The following is a 25,845-nucleotide window of genomic DNA, read 5'->3' as shown; positions in this document are numbered from 1 at the left end:
ATCAACTGAGCAGTTCCTTGATATCTTCCTCTGTGAAAGGTTTTTGCAATCGGGCACCCAATTGCGAAACGATGCGAGCGGCGGCATGAGAGGCGAGGTGCCCCGCTTGATGCCAGTTCAAGCCATTGGTAATTCCATACAGGATGCCCGCAGCGTACATATCTCCGGCACCAGTCGTATCGATGGCTTTTGTATCCACGCCTTCAATGGGGATGACGCGGCCTTCGTGCATTAAAATAGAACCATCGGGGCCAAGCGTCAGTGCCAGATTGGGAACATGTTTGTGGATAATGTGGGCGCAATCGACGGCATCGTGAGAGCCGGTCAGGCTGCGCGCTTCTTCCAGATTACAGAAGAGCAGATCGATGGGACCTTCAATCAATTGTTGAAATTCGTCTCGGAACATGTTGATCAGAAACGGGTCGGAAACAGTGAAAGCGACTTTGACATCATGTTTTTTGGCAAGTTCAATCGCACGGTAGGCAGCCTGTTTCTGAGTTTCTCCCGTAAACAGGTAACCTTCGACATACACATATTCGGATTGCTTGATATGTTCTTCGTTTAAATCGTCCATACTCAGCGTGGCAGAAACTCCGAGATTGGTCAGCATGGTACGCTGGGCGTCTTCGGTAATCAGGACAACACAGGTCCCGGTATGCCCTTCCGGGGCAGGTTGCACTTCGATAGTGACGCCCAGTTTTCGCATATCCGCCAGATCGAATTCGCCGAGCATGTCACTGCCCACTTTGCCGGCATAGGCGGCTTTTCCGCCGAAATCAGCAACCCCGAGGATCGTATTGGCTGCAGAACCGCCGGCACATTGCGAAATCGGCGCGCCATCGAGCTCGCCGAGCACTTTTTGCTGTACTTCTTCATCAACAAGGGTCATGATCCCTTTTGCGAAGCCCAGTTTTTCCAGTGTGGCATCTGAGACCCGTGCCTGAATATCGACCAGAGCGTTTCCAACGCCATATACATCGTACTGCATGTTTTCCCTTAACCTGATAGATTCAGAATCGTTTCAAATCGATCTTTTTGCAGGGCAGATCGAACTCCAGATCAACTTATTTCACAACGAGCAAATCATAACCAATGAGTCATTCAATGGGAAACCACAGAGAGTAACCATCTAATCAGTTTGAAAAAAGCAGTCAGGTCACTACTATAGAGGCAAGAATCCAGTAAGCGTTCCCATCCCGGGGCAGTTCTACCACAAGTACCATGATTTCTGGTCTGGATTCGCCGAGAACAAAACAGACGATAAAATAGACTCAAACCACCGCATCAACAATTGAAGGATGCTTTAAGCATGACGAACTCCTCATCTGCGTATGACAAGATGTACTCACTGCCACCCATCGGTGGAAATCCCTCAACACGTCCCCAGCAGACGAACCCAGGGAGTTTTGCCAATCCGCCGCAGATTGCTCCGGGAGTCAAAGGTGCTTTGACTTTTTCTTCGCCTGACACTCCGGGAATGCCAGCTGTTTCCGATAAAACAGCCTGGGACTTCATGCCGGAAGGCTGGGAACTCAAAGCGGGCTTTGAAGAAAACTACGAAACCGCAGACGCCTGGACGCCGCCAGCCGATTTTCTGCCGGTGACCCAACTGGAATTTGCCCGTTGCGGTACAGTCACACCAGAAATGGAACGGGTCGCCGAACGGGAGCCGCATCTGACGGCCGAACAGATTCGCGATGAAGTTGCTGCCGGCCGAATGATTATTCCGGCGAACAAAGTTCATCTTGGCTATCAACTCGATCCGATGGCCATTGGTCGGGCCTCAAAAACCAAAGTCAACGCAAACATGGGGGCCTCTCCGGTCTCTTCGGGCACGGATGAAGAAATCGAAAAGTTAAAATGGGCCCAGAAGTGGGGTGCTGATACCGTGATGGACCTTTCCACAGGGGGAGACATCGATGGCTGTCGTCAGGCGATCATTCAAAACAGTACAGTTCCCATCGGAACGGTTCCCATTTACTCGATGATCATTGCCCGTCGCCTGGAAGATCTGGATCATGCCAGTATTTTGCAGATGCTGAAACATCAGGCAAAACAGGGGGTCGACTACTTTACGATTCACGCCGGCGTATTGCAGGAGCATTTGTCATTGGTCGCTCAAAGACTCATCGGCATTGTGAGTCGCGGCGGTTCACTGCTGGCAAAATGGATGCTGCACAATAAGCAACAAAACCCAACGTACGAATTGTGGGACGACATTTGCGATATCATGCGGGAATACGATGTCAGTTTTTCGATCGGCGATGGTTTACGTCCCGGCGGACTGGCCGACGGTTCTGACCGTGCTCAACTGGCTGAGTTATGTGTACTGGGTGAATTAACCGAACGTGCCTGGAAAAAAGGCGTGCAGGTCATGATCGAAGGTCCGGGACACATTTCCTTCGACCAGATCGAATTCAACATGAAGGTGCAGCGAACGCTGTGTCATGGTGCTCCGTTTTATGTGCTCGGGCCACTGGTCACAGATATCTTCCCCGGTTACGACCATATTACCAGTTGTATTGGTGCGACAGCAGCCGGCTACCACGGTGCAAGCATGCTGTGTTATGTGACACCAAAAGAGCATTTAGGCTTACCTAAAAAAGACGATGTAAAACAGGGGTGTATCGCCTACAAGATTGCCGCCCATGCCGCCGACGTGGCACTTGGTATTCCGGGGACCCGAAATCGAGACGATGAATTAACGGAAGCCCGTGCTGCACTGAACTGGGAAAAACATTTCGAGTTAAGCTTTGATCCTGATACAGCTCGTGCGTTACACGACGAAGACCTCGACGTCGACACGGACTTCTGTGCGATGTGCGGTCATGACTGGTGCAGCGTGCGGATTTCGAAAGAGATTCAGGAATTCATGTCAGGCAAATCAGAAGACTATGCCTGGGACAAGGCCAAGAAAACGCTGCCATTGACCGAAGAACAGCAGGAAATTCTCGAGAAACGAGGCGTACTCAGCCCGGATCAGATCCATAAGCTGGCATCGAAAGTCAAACAGGAAATGACCGGCGACCAGGACAAAGCATCGTGCCATAGCGATTATGTCGCTCCCGAAGAAGCACAACAGATGCAAACGTCTAAAGAGTTGCCGGTGTTGAATGAACGCCCGTAGCGGATCGTTTCATCATCTCCACTATCAAGAGCGCTCATTTCCAGCAAGCCGATTTTTGCCTGCTGAAAATGGAATGCGCGTCTGCGCGGAACGTGCCAAAAATGACATACGATTCATCGCCTGATAATCACATCAGGCTGTCTATCTGCTGTATCTGTAATAACTGCCGCCCCCAGCCAGTAGTATCACGACAACAACCAGCTTAATGATTGCTGTCCAGAAATTGGCATATGGCAAGAACCCGGAATTACAGTAAGGACAGGGCGCGGTATTACCATGGCCTTCCGCCGTAAATTCCCGATTGCAACTCTCGCAAGTATATGTGTTCTTGCGGGTTGTAGAAATACGGGGTCGTGAGAAATTATTTGCTGCAACCTGATTGTTCTCTGTTTTTTTATTACAGTGAGGGCAAGGTGCAGTTACCCCCTGAAAAGAATCGGTCTTGAAGGATCGAGAACAATTCTCACACGTGTAAATCGAATCGGTATCCTTCAGGCCGCAATGCGGGCACTGCGTAAAAAAATGAGAGTCGGATTTATGAGTCTTTTTACACAGCGGACAGGAAAATGTTCGCTGCTTGAAGTGTAAGTTTTCATTCATACGATTGGGATTCTGATTGGAGAAGGGGCTATTCCCCGTCATTGCACCAGGAATTCTTCCGGGAAAACCTCGATTCATGCCTCCTGGAATTCCGGGGTTGCCTCCGCCATTCATAGCCAGCTGTTCTGTCTTTTTCTTTTCTCGTGGTTTGATCAGGCTCAGATCCTGATCACTGAAGAATCCTGTGATGAACAGTTCTTCTTTTTCCCCCGTATTGATCACAGCGACCGATTTGCCGTATGCTAACCGGACAAATTTCCCTTTGATTTGACGTTTGCTGCGGTCGGTCCAGATGCGGAATTCATTTTCACGCTCTTGGGGTGTGATAGAGAGATCAACTCCCGCTGCTTCTGCAGGAAAAAAGTTGCCGGGAATTTCTTTCCTCAAACGTTCCTGAACGTACTCCTGGTCTTCTGCAGAAAAATTCAAATAAGGAAACTCCTGCGTCGCGCCGGTTTTGGTGATAATCAGCGTTACGTTGCCGTCTTCCATTTTCACATAGGAGGCGCCAACAGAATTCCCTGACAGATCGGTCCACTTGCGATGATTATTCACGCGGATGATTTGTTTCAGTTTTGTTGGTGAGAGATTCGGGTCAAGGTCTTCACGATAGACGAGCGGAATTTCATCCATACGGCCGTGCATTTTTAACGCATCTCTGAGAAGCTGCAGATCTTCCTCAATCAGGGTCCCGATATGCACGCGTGCAAAGCCTGTGTTTCGCGTCACAAACATGACTTCGCGGCCGTTGATACTGCTGAAGCGTGCTTCAGATTTCTGGCCTTTTTTATCAGTCCAGACTCGAAAATCACGCAAGGCGGCAACCAAAGTCGGATCGATCTCAGTATCGGCTTTGATTACATTAGGATCAGCATCCTTCGCAAGTGCTTTGACTTTCTCGCGCATTTCCTCCCGTTGCTTTTCCATCCGGGCTTCGGCTTTTTCCTGCGCCACCTTCAGTGGATTTTCACCGGGCTTGATTGGATGTTTCATCTTGATTGTTGCAGACGGTGATTTAACCGATGGCACCCCGCCCGAGAGATTGCCTGCCTTCTCGCTCTGATACTCTTTAGGCAAGAGTCCCTGCATCTTATTCCTGCGGTGATATTCAATCACCCAATCCAAATCTTTCTGGCTGAGTTGATCGAGGGGAATCTGCAACAATCCCACTGGTTCTTTTTGCAGGAGTGCTTTATTCAGGGAGAGCGAAAGAAATTTGGCCTGATGTTGTTTTCCATCCTTCAACGTCCATTCGCGCACCGTAAACGGCTTATAAGACTCTTCCGCCTCCGGTTTAACGGGCATACTCTTTTCAGGCTGTTTCCGGTCGGGCGCCGTATCTGCTGGCTTGGGAGTTTCCGGTTGCGGCTTGGATTCAGGAACTGCAGTCTGCGGTTTGCGATATTCCGGAGGCAAGAAGCTCAGTTGTTTTTTACGCTTGTAATACTCATAGAGCCAATTCAAATCTTTGACACTTAATTTCTCAAGCGGTACGCGAACCGTGCCCTGCCCTTCCAGTTTGAGTGTCACGGTCGGACCGGTCACCGTAATTAATTTTCCGGTGCCTTTGGTACCATCTCGGTAGGTCCAGGTGCGAACCGTGAAACGTTCATAGCTTTCCTCTGCCATCAATGCCTGAGAGAGAAATAAAGAACTCAAAATCGCACAGAGAAGAACAATTTTTGTTTTTGATGATTTCATTGTGCTCAAACCCAAATAAATCAAAAGTATGCTGTGCCCCAGCATCCGAAAACCACCGAGCATAGCTACCAGAATAGCCAACATCCGTTCAACTTCAAATAGTGAATTCCAATATTTTCAGACCGGAACCTCCAATCTGAACCTGCAAAAGGCGTAACCTGTTTAATCATCAGAAAAAACCGATATACAGAGGGCGATTGGAACGGGAAAATCTAACTCTGTTTTTTCAGGTTTTGTCCAGTTATAATAGAGCTTGTGCAGTTACTGTTTTTGTAAAAAACAGAATCCGGGTTTGATTTCCTGAAACCAAGGAGAAGAAATCGCTTTATGTTGAAATCTTTAAAGGGGCACTTTTTAGTCGCGTCCCGCAAATTAAATGATCTCAATTTTTATCGATCCGTTGTTCTGATTGTGGACCACAATGAGCAGGGGGCTACGGGTCTGGTTGTGAATCGTCCTTCTTCATTTTCGGTGACGAACGCGCTTTCAAAGTATTTTGATCTGCCTAAGCTGGAAGACATGGTCTTTATGGGCGGTCCCGTCGAGCCAAATGGCATGTTTGCCTTACACAATGCAGGCGACCTGGAGAAAGCACAAGAGCCAATCGTTCCCGGCTTATTTATGGGAAGCAGCCCGGAAGTCTTTGAGCAGGTTATCTGGCGGATTTCTGAAGGTGATCCCCATCTGGATTTTCGGATATTTTTTGGTTGTGCAGGCTGGGCACCAATGCAAATGGAATCGGAAATCAACCGAATGGACTGGCTATACACACGCGCCAGGGTTGAAGACATATTTGAAATCGACGCCTATGACATCTGGGATGTGTTACTGAAACGCGCGATGGAGGAACGACGCTTTCTGCCACAAGAGGAAACCGCGCATCCCGAATGGAACTGATTTCGACTGACTGCAAAATTAATACCGCACTCAAATTTAGCAACATGAAAAGTAATCATACATATGACGTCTCTTAAAATTACCGATCCGGAAACAGGCTCGTTCGCACACATTTTACCGGAGCTCGGCTTTAACTGTTATCAGTTTCAGGCCATGGTAGATGGTCAATGTATCGACGTGATCGACTCGCTCCCGGAATTTGAACAAGGCAAGCAACGCCCCAGCAGCAGTGGCATCCCCATTTTATTCCCCTTTCCCAACCGAATTGCAAACGCACAGTATAAATGGGAAGGAGTCACCTATGAACTGCCTCCCGAAAAAACGTATCATGATAAAACAGGAAATGCGATTCATGGGTTTTGCCTGGATCTTCCCTGGCGTGTGATCGCACAGGAAGAATCGTTTGCGATTGCCCAGTTTCAACTGAGCATTGATGGAAAACACCGTTTGAAATACTGGCCCGGTGATATTTTTATCGAAGTCAAATATGAAGTCAAAGGAGCCACACTGCGGGCTGACATTCGAGTTGGAAATCCGGGCACGACTACTGTTCCCTGGGGACTGGGAACACACCCCTATTTCAAAGCACCGCTGTCTGCAGAGAGCAATCGGAAGCACTGCCTGGTGGAGGCACCGGCATCAGAAGAGTGGGTACTGGAAGAGTGTCTGCCTACCGGCGTTAAAAAAACGATCGGGGAAGCGCATGATCTACGAGAAGGAGCCTGGCTCGATCAACTGAATCTGGATCACGTCTTAAGTGGGATGCCCGAAGAGACCGATCAATATGAAAGCCTGATCATGGATGAGCAAGCAGGACTGGTGCTAACTCAGGATTACGATTCTCTGTTCTCAGAACTGGTTGTCTTTACGCCAGACAACCGGGATTGTGTCTGCCTGGAACCGTATACCTGCGTTACAAATGCCATCAATCTGACCAGACAGGAAGCCGAAACAGGGTTGCGGGTCCTACCGCCGGGTTCGGAGATCAAAACCTGGATCGAAATTCGAGCCGGCAAAGTGATTGTTTAATCAAGATAGGGAGAAACAGCATGCGAAGTCGAAACGGGCTTTGCCTGATCACGGCACTGATTTCAGCGACGCTCCTGTTATGGCCCGCTGTTGGGACAGCGCAGACAGAGCGCGCGAAAAAGAATGACCCAGCAACGGATTCCGGTTCCGCCGTGTCGAATGCCGAAAGCCGGCAACGGTTGCTCGAGATTGAACAACGGTTGAAAGCATTAAACCAGCAACCCGCACATCAGCCGACTGTCTCCCGTGAGTCTGAGGCATTCCTGATCATCGACAACGCAGTAAAAGGTCTGCTGAACAACCCCAGAGACAATAAAGCTCATTTTTTTTTGGCGCGCCTGACCCTCGTGAATCAAAGCCAGCGTCCGCTCAAACTGATCCGCAATCAGATTAAAGCAACCGTCGACGGACAGAATTTTCCTGTCGCTGGATTACCCAAAAATCTCAGCTACCAAAGTGTCCAACTGGGTAAAGTCGATCAGAGTTTGAACAGGTTAAAATTTGAAGACGAAGTTGAAGTCGCCCCCGGCAAACAGGGCAGTCTCTGGCTCGTGCTTTCAGAAATAGCAGCAGATGGTCGCATTCCGGAATTTCAAATCCAGACGATGATCAATGGTCAGCCGTTGCACTTGAATGTGAACCGTTTTGAACTGGGAAAATTACAACATACCGTGCAACGAATAGGACCGAATCAGTGCCTGGCAGAATTTACGATTCGGGGAGAACTGAATTCGATTAATGTCGGAAGCCTGGTCCATGAAATCGATCTACTTACCGCAAAAAATATCAAACGGTATGTACTCTACTTTCCTGCTGCAGAGCCCAATATTGAACGAAAAGTAAAGGAATGGTTGCCCCGCGCAGCAGAATCAATCGGAACCAATACGATTGTGGAACGCCGTTTTCCCGCGTTCCCCACAATGATCAGCAAACTGCATCTTGCTGGCAAAGCGTTTAAGGATGATAAACCTCGCTACCCGAGTATCATGGCAACACAATTTGCGCATGCAACAGAAACAGCTGCGATTCATGCAGCCCTCGACAGTGCTATGAAACTACTGCCACGAGAACAAGTGGCTGAGCAGATCCGCACAGGTTCACCCGCGGTACAAGTCGCAGGTTTAATCAGTGGAGGCCGGCAACTGACAAATGAAGAAGTTCCCTTAGTTCTGCAACGGACCACAGATCAGAACGCAGAAGTTCAACTGGCAGCCTTGTACGCCCTGAGATATCTGGGTGATCCACGCGTTTTTGAACGACTTGAATCAGTCGCGCAAATGCATCCCGGCCCCGAATTTGAAATGGCCATCGCCAGCCTGGCGGAATCACGTTTTGCGAAAGGTCAGCAGGTACTACTGAAACTGCTGCAACAACATCCACCCGAAGCCCAGAAAGTCATCATCGGTATCATCGCCCAGAGTCCGCGACCGCAATGGGGCGCAGCGATTTACAAGTTCCTTGATAGTGAAAACCTGGGTCTGCACGAAGCGGCAATCAAAGCACTGGTACTCAACGGACATCCGCAACTGTTAGAAGTCTTAACACAGACACTCAGTTCTCCCCATGCCAATCTCAGAGAAGTCGCTTTCCAGGAGCTGGTCAAACGCAAAGACTCCGCAAGTGAAGCACTGGCCATTGACTACGTTTTAATGCAGTTACAAAAAACGCCCCCCACGCAGGAAATGTTGACATTTATCGATCGGTTGAAAGATGCGCGCGCCATTCCACTTCTGTTTCGTCATTTACAGAAGTCGAAGCTTGAGACGGGCCTGCGCGTCATGGTGATCAAAACCCTGGCATCAATTGGGGATCAAACCGTTGATGAGGAGTTTCTGAAATTTTATCCCCAGGCGAATTCCAACGAGAAGGTTTTAATTCTGTCAGCACTCCAGAAAATGGAATCACCTCACTATTACAAGCTGGCTGCCCAGGCACTGAACGATAAAAATCAAACGGTTATTACTGGAGTCATTTCAGGACTGCGTTCTTCTTCATCAATCGAAGCCGTCACAATTTTGCAGAATACGCTTCACAAGACAGATCAACAGGCCATCTGGTCCAGGATTTATTCTACGCTGGTTTCAATTGGTACCCCGGAAGCACGGCAAGCCATTATGCAAGCGCGATACTCGGGAACGATCGATGCCAGGAAACAAGCGGCCCATGCTGCTCTGAGCAGTCTTTATCGCTATTCCCCCGGCCATCAGTATTTTAATCGGGGAGAGAAAAAAGAGAAAAGCAATGACTGGCAGGATGCGATTGATGAATACCAGACGGCAATCAGCATCGACTCTCAACTGGTACCCGCCTATCTGAGAATTGTGAATGCCAAGACAGAACTGCAGCAATATGAAGAAGCGCTCCAGTACGCCGACCAGGGTCTTAAAATTGATGATAAGGAACCTCGGTTATATGTGGCGAAAGGATTGATTTTCGGGAAACAGTCTCAAACGATCGCCTCGATGGAACAATTCCAGAAAGCGGTCGACATTGATCCCCGAAATCCTTTCCCTCACACCTTACTTGCATCGCGTTATTCTCAATTGCGTCAATTCGACAAGGCCATCAAATCCTGCGATGCAGCGATTGAGCTCAATCCCAAATATTTTTCCCCCTACTTCATCAAAGCAAAAATTTACAACGATCAGGAACGCTGGGATGAAGCAATCCAGGTCTATGACCAGTTTATGCTCCAGGATAAAACCAATTATGAAGCCTACACGGGACGCGGTCATACTCATTTGCTGAAGACCGACTGGAAGGCGGCGCAGAAAGATTTTCAAAAAGCATTTGAGTTGAATAAGCAAAGTTCGCAGGCGATTACCGGCCTGGCGCTCTGCATGGTTTACAACAAAGAAGAAGAGAAAGCGATTGCCTTTGTTGAGGAGCGTGCGAAGCAATTCACTCGCAACGATCTGTTTCAATACAATACCGCCTGTGTCTTTGGCCGTGTGTTGTTCAATTTGAAAGATCAGCCCCAAACCCCTGAGCTACAGAAAAAAAGGAAAGCGTATCAGGACAAAGCGATCCAGTATTTGACCAACTCATACCAACAGGGGTTCACCGATGTGGAGTGGATACAAAAAGATCCTGACCTCGCTGAATTACAAGAGCTTCCTGCATTCAAATCATTGGTGGAACGAATCAAAAAAGGTCCTGCGAAAGCCAAACCTTAGAAGTCAACCACACTCCAGAGGATGAGACCTGCCTTAACCTGCTGAATTTTCTAGGGTTATCGTGAAGCGACTCCTGTGTTTGCGGCGTTGGTATTGCTGTAGAAATATTGCCGTTTTCCTGTTTTCGGTTTTCTGCTACATTCCCGGCACTTCCTGCCAGTCTTCCTTTCGATCGTTTCCACTTCTTTCGCGAAGTTCCATTCGCCTCCCTGTTCATAGTGAGTCTCACGATGCGTCGTCATCAAATTTTCGCTTGTACCCTGATGGGCCTAACCTTATTCAGCAGCCAGGTTCTTCGGGCAGATGAACGACCCCGTCAACAACTCCGTCCCACTCAGCAAAAAACATCGAAGACGGCGGATGAGTACGATCAATTTTTTGAGGGCACCCTGCCTTTCAAACCTGTACCAATTGCGTCTGAAGTCATCTTGAAACGCTGGGCATCGGCATCCCGTTTTTTGTCACCGGTGACTCCGCAATCAAAAGTAGAAGACTTCAAAAAAGGAAATCAGACATATTTCACCGGTCATGAACTCGCGCTGATTTCCGAATTTCAACAACCGGTCGCCGCTCAAACATTAATGAATGATTACGAGTGGCGCGTGGTAAGACAAAGCAAAGCGAACATCGTTCTACGAGGTCAACCCAAAGACGCGCTGACGCGTCATCTCTGTCGCCCATTCGAATTGCACATCAATCCGCAATCAATGCTGCCGGAATCGTTGATGTTCCTGTCAGATCCCTCCAGACAAAAACTGGAGTTTGGCTCAATTGAACTGACGGCTTTAAAAGTACCGGCAACGAACCTTACCGTGAAAACAGATGACGCGCCCCAGTTTGTATCACGCAAGGTCATGAAGGCTGTTTTTCCTCAAAGTGAAACGGAACCGCGTCCAGCTTTAGCAACAAGTCCAATCAAGCGCGTCTCGTTTTCCAAGACCAGTTCAGAAAGTAAAAATGAAGCAGAACTGCAGGAAATCGAAAAACTGGTCTCACGCTGGATTACGGAATCTCAGCGGATCGACTCGATTCTTTTAGGTAATGGCGCGAGGATTTTCAAAGGTGGAGATGGTCGGCCTTCTGAGGTTCCAGCAAAACTATATAGCAGGCCTGATGGAACCCTCGTTTCTGGCGGGCCTGCTTTTCTGCGCGTACTCCCTCCCTGGTTGATCGACGTCGATCAGAAAACGTTTATCATCGAATCTTTTACCATTGAATTATCGACCGATGATACTGCGCCCTCGGCACCACGATTCATCACATTGAAAATCAAACCGAACCCCACCAACCCACCACGTCCACAGTCTGGCGGAAAATGGGAAGCAGTTGAGATTGAATTCAGTAGCAATCAGGCACTGCCTGTCAAAATCACTGAGATCAGAAGCAACCAGATCATGCAGTTCCTACTGTCGGACATGCAGGTACAATATAAAGAGTAAAACCTGTCGTGGTTCACTCTGCAGGCGACTCCCAGTCCCCCCAATGCTCCAGATAATGTTGGTAGGCGGTGTTTCCTTCCGATTCTCGCTCCAGGTATTGATAGGCTTCGGTTACGATCTCCTGTTCGGCTTCAATACTGAGATGCCCCGTTAACACGCGCGACCTGAGAAAAACGAAATAGGTATCCAGTACATCGCAACGGCAATAGTCGTTGATCTCTTTGACTTTTCCCTCGTCATACATGGACTGTACCTGCGATCCATCGATGCCGGTTTTTCCCGGTTTGCCAATCAAATTCGCCAGCAGGTTCAAGCCACCGGTAACGCGACCGGCACCAAAATTGGAAAACAGATCCATCAAGTCAAGGTGTGCAGAAGTATTATAACGATTGCGAGACTGGTCAAAGCTGCGTGCCTCGATATTGAACCACTCTGGTAGTGAAATCCCATAGCGATACGCGGCTAATTCCAGGACCGGCAGATCATAACCCCGTCCATTGAACGTCACAAACGTCGGCTTACCGTAGTGCGACCAGCCTTGCCAGAACTTCTGTGTAATCAAATGCGGACGATATTCGGGAGCGTCGAGGACCGTTAAATCCTGGAGTCGATAATCGGCGGTGATTTTGGCCACTGCAACAGAGATCGGCAGCATAAAGGTCGCGGGGATAAAATTACTCCCCGTCGCTTCGATTTGTTCCGCCTGGTACTTCTCCAAAGCAGCCGAGGGAGACAACTCTTCACCAGGATAGCGGACCCGGGAAATCAGGTCACCATCGGCGATCGCTTCCACGTCAAACACTAGATACGCAACTTGGGACTGGGACACTTTTTCGCTCGCATTTTGTCTTGTAAGTGATGATAATATTAGCAGTTAACACGTTAACTGACGAACGGGAACCTGGCAAATTGAGGATGAGCCCCTGCGACATGCGGGATGGCCCCTTCCATTCGGTTCTGCTGACAAGTATAAACGATAAAAAGAATTTATAGTAGTTTGGTAATTTCTTGATAAGGCTACAGTGAATATGACCAACCCGGATGATCAACTGTTGGTTCAGGAAGACGACGAAGCACAACGCGATCTGGAAGCCCAGGCCATTCGTGGGCTGTCTAATGCATACCTTCTGATGCGAGATGAAATCGGTAAGGTCATCATCGGACAGACGGAAGTCGTCGATGAAATTTTGATTTCTCTGTTCAGTCGCGGCCATTGTTTGCTGGTGGGAGTACCAGGACTGGCTAAAACCCTGTTGGTCAGTACGATTGCGAAGATCCTGCATCTTTCCTTCCGCAGAATTCAATTCACACCTGACCTGATGCCTTCCGATATCACGGGAACCGACGTCCTACAGGATGACCCGGAAACGGGCCATCGTTCGTTTCAGTTTATGCAGGGACCACTCTTCACGAACGTCTTATTGGCAGATGAAATCAACCGGACGCCTCCCAAAACCCAAGCTGCGTTATTGGAAGCGATGCAGGAACGGCATGTGACCGTCGGATCGAATACGTACCGTCTGCCTGAACCGTTCTTTGTTCTGGCGACTCAGAACCCGATTGAGCAGGAAGGAACTTACCCGCTGCCAGAAGCACAATTAGACCGTTTCATGTTCAATGTCGTAGTCAACTATCCGTCTGCTGCCGAAGAGCTGATGATCCTGAAACAGACGACGGGAAGTCATCAACCTGACCTGGAAGCTGCACTGACAGGTCGTCAGATTTTGGCACTGCAGGAAGTGGTTCGCAAAGTGCCTGTGGCCGAGCATGTGTTTGTGTATGCCCGCGATCTTGTTCGCGCAACACGACCGGCGGAAGCGACGGCCCCCAAGTTTATCAAAGAGTATTTATCATGGGGTGCGGGCCCGCGTGCGGGTCAGTTTTTAATTCTGGGCGCCAAAGCCCGGGCGATTCTGGAAGGTCGGTTCCATGTTTCGACTGAAGATATCAAGTCGGTCGCACATGCCGTCTTGCGCCATCGCATCGTGACCACGTTTCAGGCGGATAGTAAAGGCCTCGCGCCGGACGATATTATTGATATGCTGATTGAACATGTCCCGAATCAGCTTAAAGCGCAAGCACAGGAAGCCGTTAAAGGTTAACAACGACAGCTTCTGCTGACCACTATGAAATAATGACGTGTCATGTCTGTTCCCGCTTCACAACGTATTTTTCTGGATAATAATTCCACGACCCGGCCTCTGGATGAAGTTATCGATCTGGTGGCGGAGCAGTACCGGACGCATTATGCAAACCCTGGAAGTGCCCATGCCGACGGACGACAGGCGCGCCGTGTTCTGGAAGATGCTCGGGAATCGATTGCGTCGTTGCTGGGTGCGAAACCGCAAGAAGTGATTTTTACCAGTGGTGGAACAGAATCCATCAATCTGGCGATTCAAGGATTCCTGACTGGTGCACCGGGCGAAATTGCATTACCGGCGGGCGAACACCCGGCAACCGTCAATTCCATTCGCAGACTGGCGGCGCGGGGTATCAAACAAACGGTCATTCCGCTCGACGCAGAAGGCCGACTGCAAGTCGAATCGCTCAACCAGTTTGCCTGGGACCGGATTCAACTGGTCACACTGGTTCTGGCACATAATGAAACCGGCGTGATCCAGGATATCGCTCCGATCGCAACACATTGTGAAGCTAACAGAATCCCCCTGCATCTGGACTGTGTGCAGGCGATTGGCAAAATTCCGTTTCACTTTCAGGATTCGGGAGCAACCGCTGTCAGCCTGGCCGCGCATAAATTTCATGGGCCGCGGGGCGTGGGTGCACTGATTGTGAAAGAAGGCGCACGATTGCACCCGCAAATTGCCGGCGGACATCAGGAACGCGGCAAACGCGCGGGCACCGAACCAGTTGCGCTGGCAGCCGGTATGGCGCGGGCGCTCGAATGTGCGGTTCGTGACAGGGATCAACGCGCTCAACACATCGCGACACTGAGAGACCGACTGCAACAGGGACTCACTGAACAATGTGAGCCCGTTGTGATCAATGGATCTCAACAGTACCGACTACCCAATACGCTTAACATTTCCTTTCCCGGCCTGGATGGAGAGGCGTTATTGATCTCACTGGACCTGGCGGGAATTTCGTGTTCGCTGGGCAGTGCCTGTGCCAGTGGTTCAAGAGACCCGGCTCCTGTATTACTGGCAATGGGCTGCGAAGAGCGCATCTACCGCTCTGCCGTCCGGTTGAGCCTGTCGTTCCTCAATACGAGCGAGGAAATCGAAGAGGCAATTAGCCGTATCAGCAGAGTGGTCAACCAACTGCGGTCTTAAACCCCGAACCTGCGAGAAGAGATACGGTAACTACAACTGCATTTGGCGTTGTATCACTCTTTCAGCAGGCCACGAGGCAGATCGCGGCGGGTTACTCTCCCGGTGCGTCAAAAATCGTAAACTGCGGCATAGGCAGGTCCGATTCGCCGAGTTCTTTGAGTTGCGTTTCAATCATCTGGATGCGACTGGCGATGAGCTCGCGGCGATGCATCCATTTTTCTTCCCAGTTTCGAAACATGGTTTTCAGATTTTCTGATTCTACTATTGATGTATGACGGTTCTTTTGAATTTTTACTAGTGATCTTCCTAATCGTGCGTGGGCTTCCTTAACCTGATGACTCGTGTGTTGAGGACACAAAGGCATGCGATGCTGCTCCCTAAGGTGTGCGATTCGTTAAAGTGGTCTTCTTAGGATGAATACATCTTGAAAGTGAACTTGATCAGCGCAGGTGAACTATGATTGTTTAAAATTATTCCATCAACTGTGAGCGACATCAATTGTCTATTTATTCAACCACCTGCTGTTGCCTGTTCGCTTTTGGCAAGATATGAAAAATGGATCGTCATTGCCGATCAGTGATCTTGAGTGAGATGCGGCGACTTTTTGCACGAATTTCGCGAGAGGCACTACAGACTAAGTTCATTTGTTACGACCTGCATTCATCAGAACAATTGTTATTAACCCGCATAATCAATAACTCTGCAATAGCAGGTACAAATTGCACGCCACAGTTTCCACTGACTGTCTGGGCTTTGATGTATATGGATTTCTGTTTGCGATGATCTCTTGCGAACAGGGCACACCAAAGCACGCAGCCATTTCCTCGTTACTGAAACCATGTCAGTTTTATGGATGGATTGGTGGAGTTTGACCTGCCGGTTTGACTACCTGGAAATCGGAAACCGGTTACCAAGAATATGGGACAGAGGGGGGGGTGTACGAACTCTCTTGAATCTGCTCGTGATATTTCTATAAGACTGCCGTTACTCGGTTCCTCAGGACAGAAACAGTCTGATTACTGAATCTCAATCCTGAAACGGTTTGAGACATTCAACGTGACGGTCAAACAGCGCGGATTATGACGCCTCTACCCATTTCAAAGCCAAGGCAAGGTCCGATTAGGCAAGGCGTAGCGATCATGACGCCTGCTTTAATATTGATATCCTTTTGCGTGTCATGATCGCAAATTTCCTCTCTTACGCTAGGGGAGTTACAGCCGACATTTTGATGAAGGACGGGATAACAGTCACGACTAGTCCTTTCCAGTGTGTGATGACAGAGAGATCGGTTTATTTTCAAAAAAACACCAGAGACACCTAATTTACCCAAAGTAACATTCCGATATCAAAGGAGTGTGGTTGCGCAGCTTCCCTCTGCGTAATCCACAGCGTGATCTGAATCTGGAATGGTTTTGTTATGGAAAGATAAGCCACATCAGTTCGAGAAATCCTGTCAAAATGTATAACAATGATTGGCATTTTGGATTTGACAGGAACGAAAACTAATGTCTACGAGTGGTTTCAGCATCACTCGAGAACCTAAATCATAAAGTAGCTAAACCCAGTAAATCCCTTGGGAAGCTTTAATTACAAGTGAGAAAGGCTGTTTGCCATGACACGAATTAATACTAACGTTGCCTCGATTAGAGGTTTGCGTAGTTTAAATAAGTCTACAAATCTTTTGGATACCTCACTGACTCGGTTGTCAACTGGTTTGAAGATCAACTCCGGTAAAGACAATCCGTCAGGTTTGATCGCCAGTGAAACTCTGCGATCTCAGGTATCAGCGATTGAGCAATCAATCAAAAACAGTAACCGTGCCAGCAACGTAATCGCGACTGCTGACTCGGCTTTGGGTGAAGTCACCAACCTGTTGAATCAGGTCCGAGGTCTGGTTCAGGAAGGTTTGAACGAAGGTGCTTTGTCTCAAGACGAAATTGCGGCGAATCAATTGCAGATTGATACTGCTTTATCTGCAATCAACCGTATTTCTGCTAACACATCATTCGCCGGTGATAAACTGATCGACGGTAGTAAAGCATTCCGAACCCAGGCTTCTGCTACCGACTCTGCCAAACTTTCTGACTTCCAGGTTAACGAAGCAGTATTTGGTTCCAGCAGCACGATCACACTGGATGCCACAATTGTTACCGCTGCAACACAGGCCAGTTTGGACTACAGTGCTGTTGACGGTGGTCTGGCAGCAGCCACAACAATTGAAGTCGGTGGAGCCAGTGGTAGTCAGGTATTGTTCCTGGGTGCTTCCAGCTCGCTGGACAACGTGCGTGACGCTGTCAACGGCGTGACCGACATTACTGGCGTCACAGCGACAAAAACAAATAAAGTGGCCAGCAACCTGCTTGTCAATAGTGCTGCTGCGAACTCAGATATCACCTTTACCGATGCTCGAACATCTGATAGTGTCTTAGGTGACACGGGTCAAAACATTCGAGTTTCGTTTGTTGACCCCTCTGCCAACAGTGCTACAGCAAATATCACATTCAACAATACGAATACCGATATTAACATCATTGTCAGCCTGGCAACAAACGGTACTGGTACGATTACATCGAATGCGACATCCATCAAAGCATTACTGGATGGTAATGGTGATACCAACTCTCTGGTCTCATCAGCCGTGGAAGGTGATGGTACTGGTGTCGTCGACGCCGCTGCTGCCGCTGCCCTGTCTGGTGGTACGAATGCTTATCTGACCTTCAGCGCTTCCAACTTTGGTGCTGATGAATTCGTTGATGTCAACGTGCTGTCCGGTACATTTGACACCGTCGATAACATCACCGACGGGAATGCTCTGAAGCGAGATATTGGTTCCGACATTGTCGCCCGAATCAACGGACAGGTTGCCCAGGGTTCCGGTCTGCAGGCTAACCTGCGGTCGCAACAGCTGGATGCATCGTTCTCCTTCACATCTGCTGCTAACACAGTCGACAATACCGCCAGTATCACGATTACCGGTGGTGGTTCGCTGTTCCAGATCGGTCAGGACGTATCTGCCGCTGGTCAGGTTGGTATCGGAATCGAAGCGGTGAACACAGCCCGTCTGGGTGGTGTTTCCGGTAAGCTGTTCGAACTGGGATCAGGCGGTGGTAAGAGTCTGCTTGACGTCGGTCCTTCGGTTCCCGGTTCTGATCTGGTGAATATCATCGAAGAAGCGGTTAACCGTGTTTCAACGCTTCGCGGTCGACTGGGTGCGATTCAAAAGAACGTGATCGAGACCAACGTCTCCTCACTGGGTGTTGCTTTGGAAAACATTTCTGAAGCTCGTAGCCAGATCGTGGATACCGACTTCGCTGTCGAAACCGCGAATCTGACGAAAGCTCAGATTTTGAATCAGGCTGGTATTTCGGTACTCTCGATTGCCAACCAGAACCCACAGCAGGTATTGAGTCTCTTAGGATAATTCTTGAGAGAGTCTGTAACCGACTGACAAATAAGTTCATTTTACAAAACACTACTCATCATTCGATGGGTAGTGTTTTTTATTTATACCTGCTGTTCTTCCTATCTCCCCAAGAGCAATTGAGTCAAACACCTCGTTTAAGCCTGATTTTACCCTGACTCAAGAAACCACTTATCTCTCCCCCCGTCGCAGCCGATACAAACAGAATAACCGGAAAAGTCTAGCTGGCGGTCCAACCTGGACAGGTTTCAACAGCTCGCATTGAAAAATATACAATCCGTACTGTTATTCAAAGAAGATTCTATGCCTTCACCACAGGAACTTTTGGCAACAGCGGTTCAACAGCATCAGGCGGGAAATCTGCCGTTAGCAGAAGAACTATACCGGGAAGTGCTGAGTCACGATCCGACTCAAGCTGATGCCCTGCACTTACTGGGCGTGGTGTATCTGCATTTAAAGCAATACGAAAAAGCCATCGACTTTATTACGCGCGCCATCTGTCAGAATGATGGAATCGGCTCATTTTTTTCCAATCGCGGAGCGGCCTATAAAGGCCTGGGGCGATATCAGGACGCGCTTACGAATTATGACCGCGCGCTCGAACTCGAGCCTCAAAACCCGGCATTCATGCTCAATTTGGCAATCACTCTTACCGCAACCGGAAAAAAACCGGAAGCGATTAAAGCCTACCGCAAAGCCATTCAACTCAAACCGGACTACATTGATGCGCTGATTAATCTCGGAAATCTCTTAATGGAAGCAGAAGAGAATGAAGAGGCGATCTCCCTTTGCCGGCAAGTCGTAAAGCTGGCCCCTAAGGTTCATACTGCGCATTTCAATCTGGCAAATGCACTCGCAAAATCAGAAGCTCCCGAGTCAGCAGAAACGTCCTATCAACAGGCACTGAGGCTGGCCCCCAACCATCTCGATACGATGAAAAATTATGCTGTATTTTTGTCATCACAGGAAAAATACGAAGAAGCAATCACGATTCTCAGAAGAGCAGCGGTACTCCAGCCTGATTGTTGGGAGATTTTGAATAACCTGGGCATTGTTTACACCGAGCTGGATAACTTTGATACCGCGATTAAATGTTTTCGCGATGCGTTAAAGCGGGCGCCCGATAATTGTGAAATCTTATTTCACCTGGGTAAGGCAGAAGAAGAATCAAACGAGATTCCTCAGGCAATGTCCACGTTTCGCAAAATTCTGGATAAGCAGCCGAACCATCCCGGCGCTGCCTTTCATCTGGGTTCTCTGGTAGCGTCCCTGGGTGATCTGGAATATGCCTATGAAATCTTTCAGAGTCTGTATCAAAGCGACCCGACAAATACAGCATCCCTGTACGGCATGGGCTCGATTCGAGTGCAGCAGAGAAAAATCGGTTCAGCGGTCGGCTATTTTGAATCACTGGTGGTGCTTGAACCAGATCATCTGGAATCGCGGCTCCATTTAATCGACCTCTATTCTCGTCAATTGCGAGATAAGGAAGTCGAGAAGCACGTCGATGAGGCACTCGAATACCACCCGGAAAATGTGGTGCTCTGGAATTATCGAGGCCATGTTCAAAACCGAAAACAACAGACCAAAAAAGCCCTCAAAAGTTTTTTGCGTGCTGCCGAGCTGGACGATACCTATTTCCAGACATACAGCAATCTGGCTTCCATCTATCACGGCATGGGCCAGTTTCAGGATGCGAAAGAGGCATTGGCAAAAGCTTACGAGTTACAGCCTCGGCCGGAATATCGCCTCGCATTAGCGAGTTTATTGCCGCCCATTCCGGATTCGCTGGAAGCCATTGAGGATGTGCGTATTTCGTTTATGCAAAAAGTCGAAGAGATGCACGCTGATGACGTGCAAATAGATACATCGATCAAATTGACTCCCGGCACATTCTATCTGGCCTACCAGGGATATAACGACCGTCCGATCATCGAACGCATGGCAGAGTTGTACCAATGCAAGAATACGCTTTCCTGGAATCAGCAAGAACCTGCTGTCGAGCGGGATGGGCGCATCCGCATCGGCTTCATTTCCAGTCTGTTCTATAATCATACCATCGGTTCGCTGATGAAAGGGATCATCAAGAACTTTGACCGGGAAAAGTATCATGTGATCACGATCTCTCCTACAAAATATAATGACGACGCCGCCCAGGAGATCCGGAAGAACTCAGACGAATACGTTTTTCTGGGAATCGATCTGCGACGCGCGAATGAAGTTCTGCAAAGCCTGGAACTGGATGTCCTGTTTTATGCTGATATCGGCATGGACCCATTCATCTTTTCACTGGCCACTACGCGTCATGCGCCTGTGCAATGCGTAACTTGGGGACACCCGATAACGACCGGTTTGAAAACCATCGATTACTTTATCTCCAGCAAACTGATCGAGCCGGAAGACGCCGAAGAACATTACTCAGAGCAACTGGTTCAACTGGATGCCTTACCGTCCTACTATTATCGTCCCAGATTGCCTGAAAGGATCAAAAACCGAGCCGCCTTCGGACTTAGTGATGACGAACATGTTTATGCCTGTCCCCAGACGCTGTTTAAAATTCACCCTGAATTTGATCAGGTTCTGGCGGGAATTCTACGGAAAGACCCACAGGCCCGGATTGTCATGATTCGCGATCAGAATTCCAAATGGAAAGATTTGCTGGCCGCACGCTTCGAGAAAACGTTCCCGGATGTGATTGATCGCATTCTCTGGTTACGCGGAATGTCGACGGCAGACTTTTTGAATCTGATTTACATTTCCGATGTGATGCTCGACCCAATGCATTTCGGGGGTGGAAACACATCATACCAGTCAATGGCAATCGGAACGCCTGTGGTCACTCTACCGGCGAAGTATATGCGTGGTCGTGGCATGCTGGCGGTCTATAAAAAAATGGGCATTCTGGACTGCGTCGTTTCGTCAATTGATGAATACGTCGATCTGGTCTGCCGCATCGGTGAAGATGAAAATTTCCGTGACCAGCTCCGTCTGAAAATTCTTTCTAAGAGCCACCTCGTATTCGAAGACATCAACACCGTTCGGGAAATGGAAACGTTCTTCGAGTCGGCTTTACAAAAAATCGAGTCGCAAAAAAAAACTCCACAATCTCTCACCAGTCAGACAAGTTCTGCCTCAAACAAGGATGACAGCATGGATGCTTCATTAAACAAGACGAAAAGTGAAGATCACTCCAAAATTCTGAATTCGGCCATGCAGAATTACACCTGCCCTGCTTGCGGATATCATATTGCCGTCCAGTTTTATGATGGGGGATTACTGCCTTTAACAACACTGGCGTGGCCGCAAAGCTGCGAGGAGGCCCAGGCCATGGAGCGTCTGCCTCACGATTTCATGCGATGTGTTGACTGTGGGCATATTTCGAATGCAGCCTTTGATTATGCCAAGGTCCCCTACTCTGATAAACCAAACCTGATGTTCAACAAGGGCGCCATCTGGACCGAACATCTGCAAAAAGTCTGCGATCTGATCGCAGAGACTCTGCCCGAAAACCCAACGGTTGTGGAGATTGGTTGTGGTGAAGGTCATCTACTGCGTTCACTGGCCAAAAAAATTCCCAACGGAACATTTATCGGCTTCGACCCGAACGCGGAAATTGAAACCGAAGGCGCGCTGATTGAGGCTCGGGCCATGCTGTTTGAACCAGGTTCTCATCTGGGGGAACTTCGTCCCGATCTGATCATCAGCCGCCATGTCTTTGAACACTTGATGAACCCGCTCGGTTTTGCACAGGAAGTCGCGTTTGCTGCGAACGTGGCAGACTGTGAAACGAAGGTCTTTATCGAAGTGCCCTGTATTGACGGCGTTCTGGCCGCTGGTCGCACGGTCGACTTTTTCTATGAACACAATTCGCATTTCACGACTCGGTCTCTGGAACGACTTTTGACCCGTTGTGCGACAACCGTTGATTTGATCGAAACCAGCTACAACGGCGAAGTCATTTACGGCATGGCCAGTTTTCAGCCACAAAAACATCAGGTCGAACTGGCGCGTCAGGCCGTCGCATTTCAGGAGAAAGCGTTACTGTCCGCTGCTCAACTGGCGGTTCAGTTTGAAGAACTGGCGGAATCCGGCAAACAGACTGCCATCTGGGGCGGCACAGGAAAAGCGGCTGCCTTTATCAACCAGAATCAGCTCGATAAACAACGATTTCCCATCGTCATCGATTCTGACATGAACAAAGTCGGCACATTTGTTCCGGGAACCGGTCAGGAAATTCTATTCCGGGATCAACTAAGTACAGAGCCCGTTGAGGTCATCTTAATTGCCACTCAATGGCGGGCCGCCGACATTGTACTCGAAATTCAACGCAATCAAATCCCCTATGAAACCATTCTGATTGAATATCAGGGACAACTGATTGACTATTTCCAGGACAAACACCCTTATCGTGATGAAGAGAGTCATGCGGAGCCACCTGTGCCCCGCCCTCAATTTCTCACTCAAAAAGACAGGCTGCGTGATTCGATCGATACCGATCTCAAATAGCACACCGTGGAGGCGCGCTGACGCAAAACGAAAGCGGGGTCCTTCTCAACACGAATACAGACAGGAGTAAACATGATCATCTTCAATTTCGGAATTCCGAACTCAGGCACAGACTGGTCCCAGGAAGTATTCAAGAAAATCTGGGAAAGCCAGAACCTTTCGTTCCAGTCCGAAGAAGCGCATACACTCGAAGAGCTGAACCAGATTATTGGCACAATGAATGTGAACGAGCGGATGATTCTGCGGTTTCATTTATTGACTGAAGAGGCAATCGAAGCAGCCCAGCAGGATGCGGTTCGACCGTTTTATCATTACCGTGATCCACGAGACGTGGTCTGTACCGAAATGCAAAACAGTGATACACCATTCGCGACAGCCGTCGATCAGACGGTCGCCGCTTACCAGGAAATTCATCATGCTCTCTGTCTGCCGGGTATTATGGTGATCCCCTATGAACATCTTGCGGATAATGCTGAAGGGTTGATTTATCAGATGGCAACCAAGCTGGGAGTTCTCTTAAAGCTGGATGCTGTTTCTGCGATCGCCGACGAAATGCGTGCGATGCAGGCTGAGCCCCAGTATGCGGCGGCGACCTCGACAGGCGGCGATGCATTCGCGTCACAATCGGTACGCATTGATGGAGAACACAGCGAGGAATCGTCCTTCGTGCAGCCCCTGATGGTAGGTAAGTGGCGCAACCAACTAACTCAGTCAGAAAAATCGATGGTCACACGTTTCTTTAAACCACTCGTTGATCAATTTGGCTACGACACATAAACACTCAACCTGACACGTTGTACCAGGGATGGTAAATCATGCTGCCTATCAATCAATTATGTACTTTGAATTGCCCTACAGAAGGAATTCAACTTTCCGATCAGCACCTGAGCCAGTATGCGGACGATGGTGTGCTGCTGGTAAAAAATCTATTCGATCCAGAGGAGTTGCTGCCAATTCGAAATGATCTGGCGGGACGTCTCAGTCTGCTGGAGCGACATTTTGGCTGTGATGTTTCTGAAGATGCGAATGAGATCACACAAATCAGCGACCGCCTGATGCGTCTGGAAACTCAGGCACCAGGAGCGCAGAGCATTCTGTACGATTCGATGAATGCGGCCCCTTCTCTGCATGCAATGGGAACCAATCTCAAGCTGATGTCCGTTCTGGAACAACTGCTCTCGCCTGAAATTTCAATCCATGACCGCTATATCATCTTAATGAGTATGCCTCATGCGGAATGGCATCTTGCGTCGTGGCACCAGGACTGGTATTACAATGAAGGTCCGCACTCCACAATCACGTTGTATGCGCCCTTACAGAAAACCGATCACCACAACGGCAGCTTAACCTTTGCACTGGGCGAACATCAAAAAGCACCGATTCCGCATGATGAACATGACCACGGAATCACTACCAAATGGCATTCACTGCCGACCGATGTTGTTCACGACTTCGAACGCGTCGTGCCGACCGCTCTGGAAGTCGGCGATGTTCTGCTGTTTCATAGCCTGGTGCCGCATACGCCCTGCAAAAATGAATCAAACTACGTCCGGTTTGTTCTGAATTTGCGCTACCGGGACTTGCGAGATCCGCAATTCCTGAAAGACGGCTGGCGGATCAAAGAAATCACGCGTGCCAGACAGGCCATGCAGCGTACCGCTTCCTGAATTCACGTTGAGACCACTCGAGTCCTGACAGATTTTCACACAAAACTTCATAAAAAGCTGATTTGAAATGGCAGAAAAAAAAGGCCTGCTTCGAGGCAACGTCGGTGAGTCGCAGAATCAATCGACAGATGACTTAAATGCGCTCAACACAGTCGAACAATATTGGGAATCAAGCGTTGGCTCAAATTTGAACAAGCTGGATGCGTTCACCAAATACGTATCGCGCCAATCGATCACCAAATTAATGGCCCGTTATGAAATATTTAAACAACAACTCGAAGTAAACGGTTCGGTGGTGGAACTGGGGGTGCACCGGGGCGCCAGTCTGATGGCCTGGGCCAATTTCAGTGCAATTCTGGAACCCGTGAATTATCTGCGGAAAATTATCGGCTTCGATACCTTTGAGGGTTTCCCTTCCCTGAGCGAAAAAGACACGACCGGAACCAGCGAGCATCTCGAAGTGGGCGGATTCAAGTCGGAAGAAAACGCGATGGAAGATCTGGAGAAATCGATTGCTCTTTATGATTCCACCCGCTATCTGAATCACATTTCCAAAGTTGAGTTAGTGAAAGGAGATATCAGCGTCACTCTGCCTGCGTATCTGGAGCAGAATCAGCATCTGGTTGTCTCATTATTACACCTGGATGCCGACCTGTATGAGCCCACGAAAGTGGCGCTGGAGCTACTGATTCCCCGCATGCCCAAAGGGGCGATCATAGCCTTTGATGAGCTGAACATGGATTTATTTCCAGGTGAAACCCTCGCGGCCATGGAAACGCTGGGACTACCGAACTTGCGTTTGAAACGGTTTCCGTTTGCCACCTCGCTTTCGTATGCCATAATTGAATAGATACATATCTGAAATATTCGTCATAATCACCAAACTCTTCTGAAAAACTACTGTGTGAGACGAATCCAGAGACTCTCAACTCAAGCAGCAACCTTTCGCTAACCGATACATATTGAGATGCAGTCGTTCATCCTGCGCGGGC

At 48.9% G+C, this 25,845-nt stretch carries 17 protein-coding genes; 12 read left to right on the top strand and 5 right to left on the bottom strand.

Annotation, left to right across the window (positions count from 1 at the left end; genetic code table 11):
- Position 1 precedes the first annotated feature (1 nt).
- The gene (locus Enr17x_RS01320; protein WP_145305452.1) at positions 2-988 is read right to left on the bottom strand and encodes an adenosine kinase; all 987 of its coding nucleotides are present in this window, start codon (positions 986-988) and stop codon (positions 2-4) included.
- A gap of 321 nt (positions 989-1,309) precedes the next feature.
- Between Enr17x_RS01320 and thiC the strand changes: the two genes are divergently transcribed.
- The gene (gene thiC, locus Enr17x_RS01315) at positions 1,310-3,127 is read left to right on the top strand and encodes a phosphomethylpyrimidine synthase ThiC (RefSeq protein ID WP_198000903.1); all 1,818 of its coding nucleotides are present in this window, start codon (positions 1,310-1,312) and stop codon (positions 3,125-3,127) included.
- Between the two features lie 141 nt (positions 3,128-3,268).
- On the opposite strand, the gene Enr17x_RS01310 is transcribed toward thiC, so the two are convergent.
- Complete coding sequence (locus Enr17x_RS01310) at positions 3,269-5,428, bottom strand: zinc-ribbon domain-containing protein (protein ID WP_145305451.1); 2,160 nt, start codon at positions 5,426-5,428, stop codon at positions 3,269-3,271.
- Positions 5,429-5,755: 327 nt separating this feature from the next.
- Here Enr17x_RS01310 and Enr17x_RS01305 point away from each other — a divergent pair, with 327 nt between their 5' ends.
- From Enr17x_RS01305 to Enr17x_RS01295, 3 genes are all read left to right on the top strand, one after another.
- Positions 5,756-6,325 carry a YqgE/AlgH family protein gene (locus Enr17x_RS01305; RefSeq protein WP_145305450.1) on the top strand — a complete coding sequence of 190 codons (570 nt, stop codon included), beginning with the start codon at positions 5,756-5,758 and terminating at the stop codon, positions 6,323-6,325.
- A 63-nt stretch (positions 6,326-6,388) separates the two neighbouring features.
- A complete protein-coding gene (locus Enr17x_RS01300) occupies positions 6,389-7,354 on the top strand; it encodes an aldose 1-epimerase (protein WP_145305449.1) in 966 nt (321 codons plus the stop codon).
- 20 nt (positions 7,355-7,374) lie between these two features.
- Positions 7,375-10,530: a tetratricopeptide repeat protein gene (locus Enr17x_RS01295; protein ID WP_145305448.1), complete on the top strand. Its 3,156-nt coding sequence runs from the start codon at positions 7,375-7,377 to the stop codon at positions 10,528-10,530.
- A 56-nt stretch (positions 10,531-10,586) separates the two neighbouring features.
- Here Enr17x_RS01295 and Enr17x_RS01290 read toward each other — a convergent pair whose 3' ends face one another.
- Entirely contained in the window at positions 10,587-10,772 is a 186-nt protein-coding gene (locus Enr17x_RS01290) for a hypothetical protein (RefSeq protein ID WP_145305447.1), read from the bottom strand.
- Here Enr17x_RS01290 and Enr17x_RS01285 point away from each other — a divergent pair.
- The gene (locus Enr17x_RS01285) at positions 10,761-11,969 is read left to right on the top strand and encodes a hypothetical protein (RefSeq protein ID WP_145305446.1); all 1,209 of its coding nucleotides are present in this window, start codon (positions 10,761-10,763) and stop codon (positions 11,967-11,969) included. The genes Enr17x_RS01290 and Enr17x_RS01285 overlap by 12 nt on opposite strands.
- A gap of 13 nt (positions 11,970-11,982) precedes the next feature.
- Here Enr17x_RS01285 and Enr17x_RS01280 read toward each other — a convergent pair whose 3' ends face one another.
- Positions 11,983-12,798 carry a 3'-5' exonuclease gene (locus Enr17x_RS01280; RefSeq protein WP_232100912.1) on the bottom strand — a complete coding sequence of 272 codons (816 nt, stop codon included), beginning with the start codon at positions 12,796-12,798 and terminating at the stop codon, positions 11,983-11,985.
- A gap of 199 nt (positions 12,799-12,997) precedes the next feature.
- Here Enr17x_RS01280 and Enr17x_RS01275 point away from each other — a divergent pair, with 199 nt between their 5' ends.
- Both Enr17x_RS01275 and Enr17x_RS01270 read left to right on the top strand, forming a co-directional pair.
- Entirely contained in the window at positions 12,998-14,071 is a 1,074-nt protein-coding gene (locus Enr17x_RS01275) for an AAA family ATPase (protein ID WP_145305445.1), read from the top strand.
- 42 nt (positions 14,072-14,113) lie between these two features.
- Positions 14,114-15,259 (top strand): cysteine desulfurase family protein, encoded by a 1,146-nt coding sequence (locus tag Enr17x_RS01270; RefSeq protein ID WP_145305444.1) that lies wholly within the window; start codon positions 14,114-14,116, stop codon positions 15,257-15,259.
- A 91-nt stretch (positions 15,260-15,350) separates the two neighbouring features.
- Here Enr17x_RS01270 and Enr17x_RS29420 read toward each other — a convergent pair whose 3' ends face one another.
- On the bottom strand, positions 15,351-15,497 hold the full coding sequence (locus tag Enr17x_RS29420) for a hypothetical protein (RefSeq protein ID WP_198000902.1): 147 nt from the start codon (positions 15,495-15,497) through the stop codon (positions 15,351-15,353).
- A 1,374-nt stretch (positions 15,498-16,871) separates the two neighbouring features.
- On the opposite strand from Enr17x_RS29420, the gene Enr17x_RS01265 reads away from it, so the two are divergent.
- The 5 genes from Enr17x_RS01265 to Enr17x_RS01245 all read left to right on the top strand — a co-directional run bounded on the left by Enr17x_RS01265 (position 16,872) and on the right by Enr17x_RS01245 (position 25,703).
- The gene (locus Enr17x_RS01265; protein WP_145305443.1) at positions 16,872-18,680 is read left to right on the top strand and encodes a flagellin N-terminal helical domain-containing protein; all 1,809 of its coding nucleotides are present in this window, start codon (positions 16,872-16,874) and stop codon (positions 18,678-18,680) included.
- Positions 18,681-18,983: 303 nt separating this feature from the next.
- Positions 18,984-23,186, top strand: coding sequence for a tetratricopeptide repeat protein (locus Enr17x_RS01260; RefSeq protein ID WP_145305442.1), 4,203 nt, complete (start codon positions 18,984-18,986; stop codon positions 23,184-23,186).
- 72 nt (positions 23,187-23,258) lie between these two features.
- On the top strand, positions 23,259-23,963 hold the full coding sequence (locus Enr17x_RS01255) for a sulfotransferase domain-containing protein (RefSeq protein ID WP_145305441.1): 705 nt from the start codon (positions 23,259-23,261) through the stop codon (positions 23,961-23,963).
- A gap of 38 nt (positions 23,964-24,001) precedes the next feature.
- Positions 24,002-24,853, top strand: a complete 852-nt coding sequence (locus Enr17x_RS01250) for a phytanoyl-CoA dioxygenase family protein (RefSeq protein WP_145305440.1) — start codon at positions 24,002-24,004, stop codon at positions 24,851-24,853.
- A 67-nt stretch (positions 24,854-24,920) separates the two neighbouring features.
- Positions 24,921-25,703, top strand: coding sequence for a class I SAM-dependent methyltransferase (locus tag Enr17x_RS01245; RefSeq protein ID WP_145305439.1), 783 nt, complete (start codon positions 24,921-24,923; stop codon positions 25,701-25,703).
- Positions 25,704-25,845: the final 142 nt, after the last annotated feature.

This window comes from Gimesia fumaroli (assembly GCF_007754425.1).
GTDB classification, from domain to species: Bacteria; Planctomycetota; Planctomycetia; order Planctomycetales; family Planctomycetaceae; genus Gimesia; species Gimesia fumaroli.
The sequence above is the reverse complement of the archived record's forward strand: the minus strand, read 5'-3'. Positions and strand labels throughout refer to the sequence as shown.

Coding starts and splice junctions, on each gene's coding strand:
- Enr17x_RS01265 (WP_145305443.1), top strand. CDS start 16,872: ATGACACGAATTAATACTAACGTTGCCTCGATTAGAGGTTTGCGTAGT.
- Enr17x_RS01305 (WP_145305450.1), top strand. CDS start 5,756: ATGTTGAAATCTTTAAAGGGGCACTTTTTAGTCGCGTCCCGCAAATTA.
- Enr17x_RS01260 (WP_145305442.1), top strand. CDS start 18,984: ATGCCTTCACCACAGGAACTTTTGGCAACAGCGGTTCAACAGCATCAG.
- thiC (WP_198000903.1), top strand. CDS start 1,310: ATGACGAACTCCTCATCTGCGTATGACAAGATGTACTCACTGCCACCC.
- Enr17x_RS01320 (WP_145305452.1), bottom strand. CDS start 988: ATGCAGTACGATGTATATGGCGTTGGAAACGCTCTGGTCGATATTCAG.
- Enr17x_RS01300 (WP_145305449.1), top strand. CDS start 6,389: ATGACGTCTCTTAAAATTACCGATCCGGAAACAGGCTCGTTCGCACAC.
- Enr17x_RS01245 (WP_145305439.1), top strand. CDS start 24,921: ATGGCAGAAAAAAAAGGCCTGCTTCGAGGCAACGTCGGTGAGTCGCAG.
- Enr17x_RS29420 (WP_198000902.1), bottom strand. CDS start 15,497: ATGTTTCGAAACTGGGAAGAAAAATGGATGCATCGCCGCGAGCTCATC.
- Enr17x_RS01295 (WP_145305448.1), top strand. CDS start 7,375: ATGCGAAGTCGAAACGGGCTTTGCCTGATCACGGCACTGATTTCAGCG.
- Enr17x_RS01270 (WP_145305444.1), top strand. CDS start 14,114: ATGTCTGTTCCCGCTTCACAACGTATTTTTCTGGATAATAATTCCACG.
- Enr17x_RS01310 (WP_145305451.1), bottom strand. CDS start 5,428: ATGAAATCATCAAAAACAAAAATTGTTCTTCTCTGTGCGATTTTGAGT.
- Enr17x_RS01290 (WP_145305447.1), bottom strand. CDS start 10,772: ATGACGACGCATCGTGAGACTCACTATGAACAGGGAGGCGAATGGAAC.
- Enr17x_RS01250 (WP_145305440.1), top strand. CDS start 24,002: ATGCTGCCTATCAATCAATTATGTACTTTGAATTGCCCTACAGAAGGA.
- Enr17x_RS01275 (WP_145305445.1), top strand. CDS start 12,998: ATGACCAACCCGGATGATCAACTGTTGGTTCAGGAAGACGACGAAGCA.
- Enr17x_RS01285 (WP_145305446.1), top strand. CDS start 10,761: ATGCGTCGTCATCAAATTTTCGCTTGTACCCTGATGGGCCTAACCTTA.
- Enr17x_RS01255 (WP_145305441.1), top strand. CDS start 23,259: ATGATCATCTTCAATTTCGGAATTCCGAACTCAGGCACAGACTGGTCC.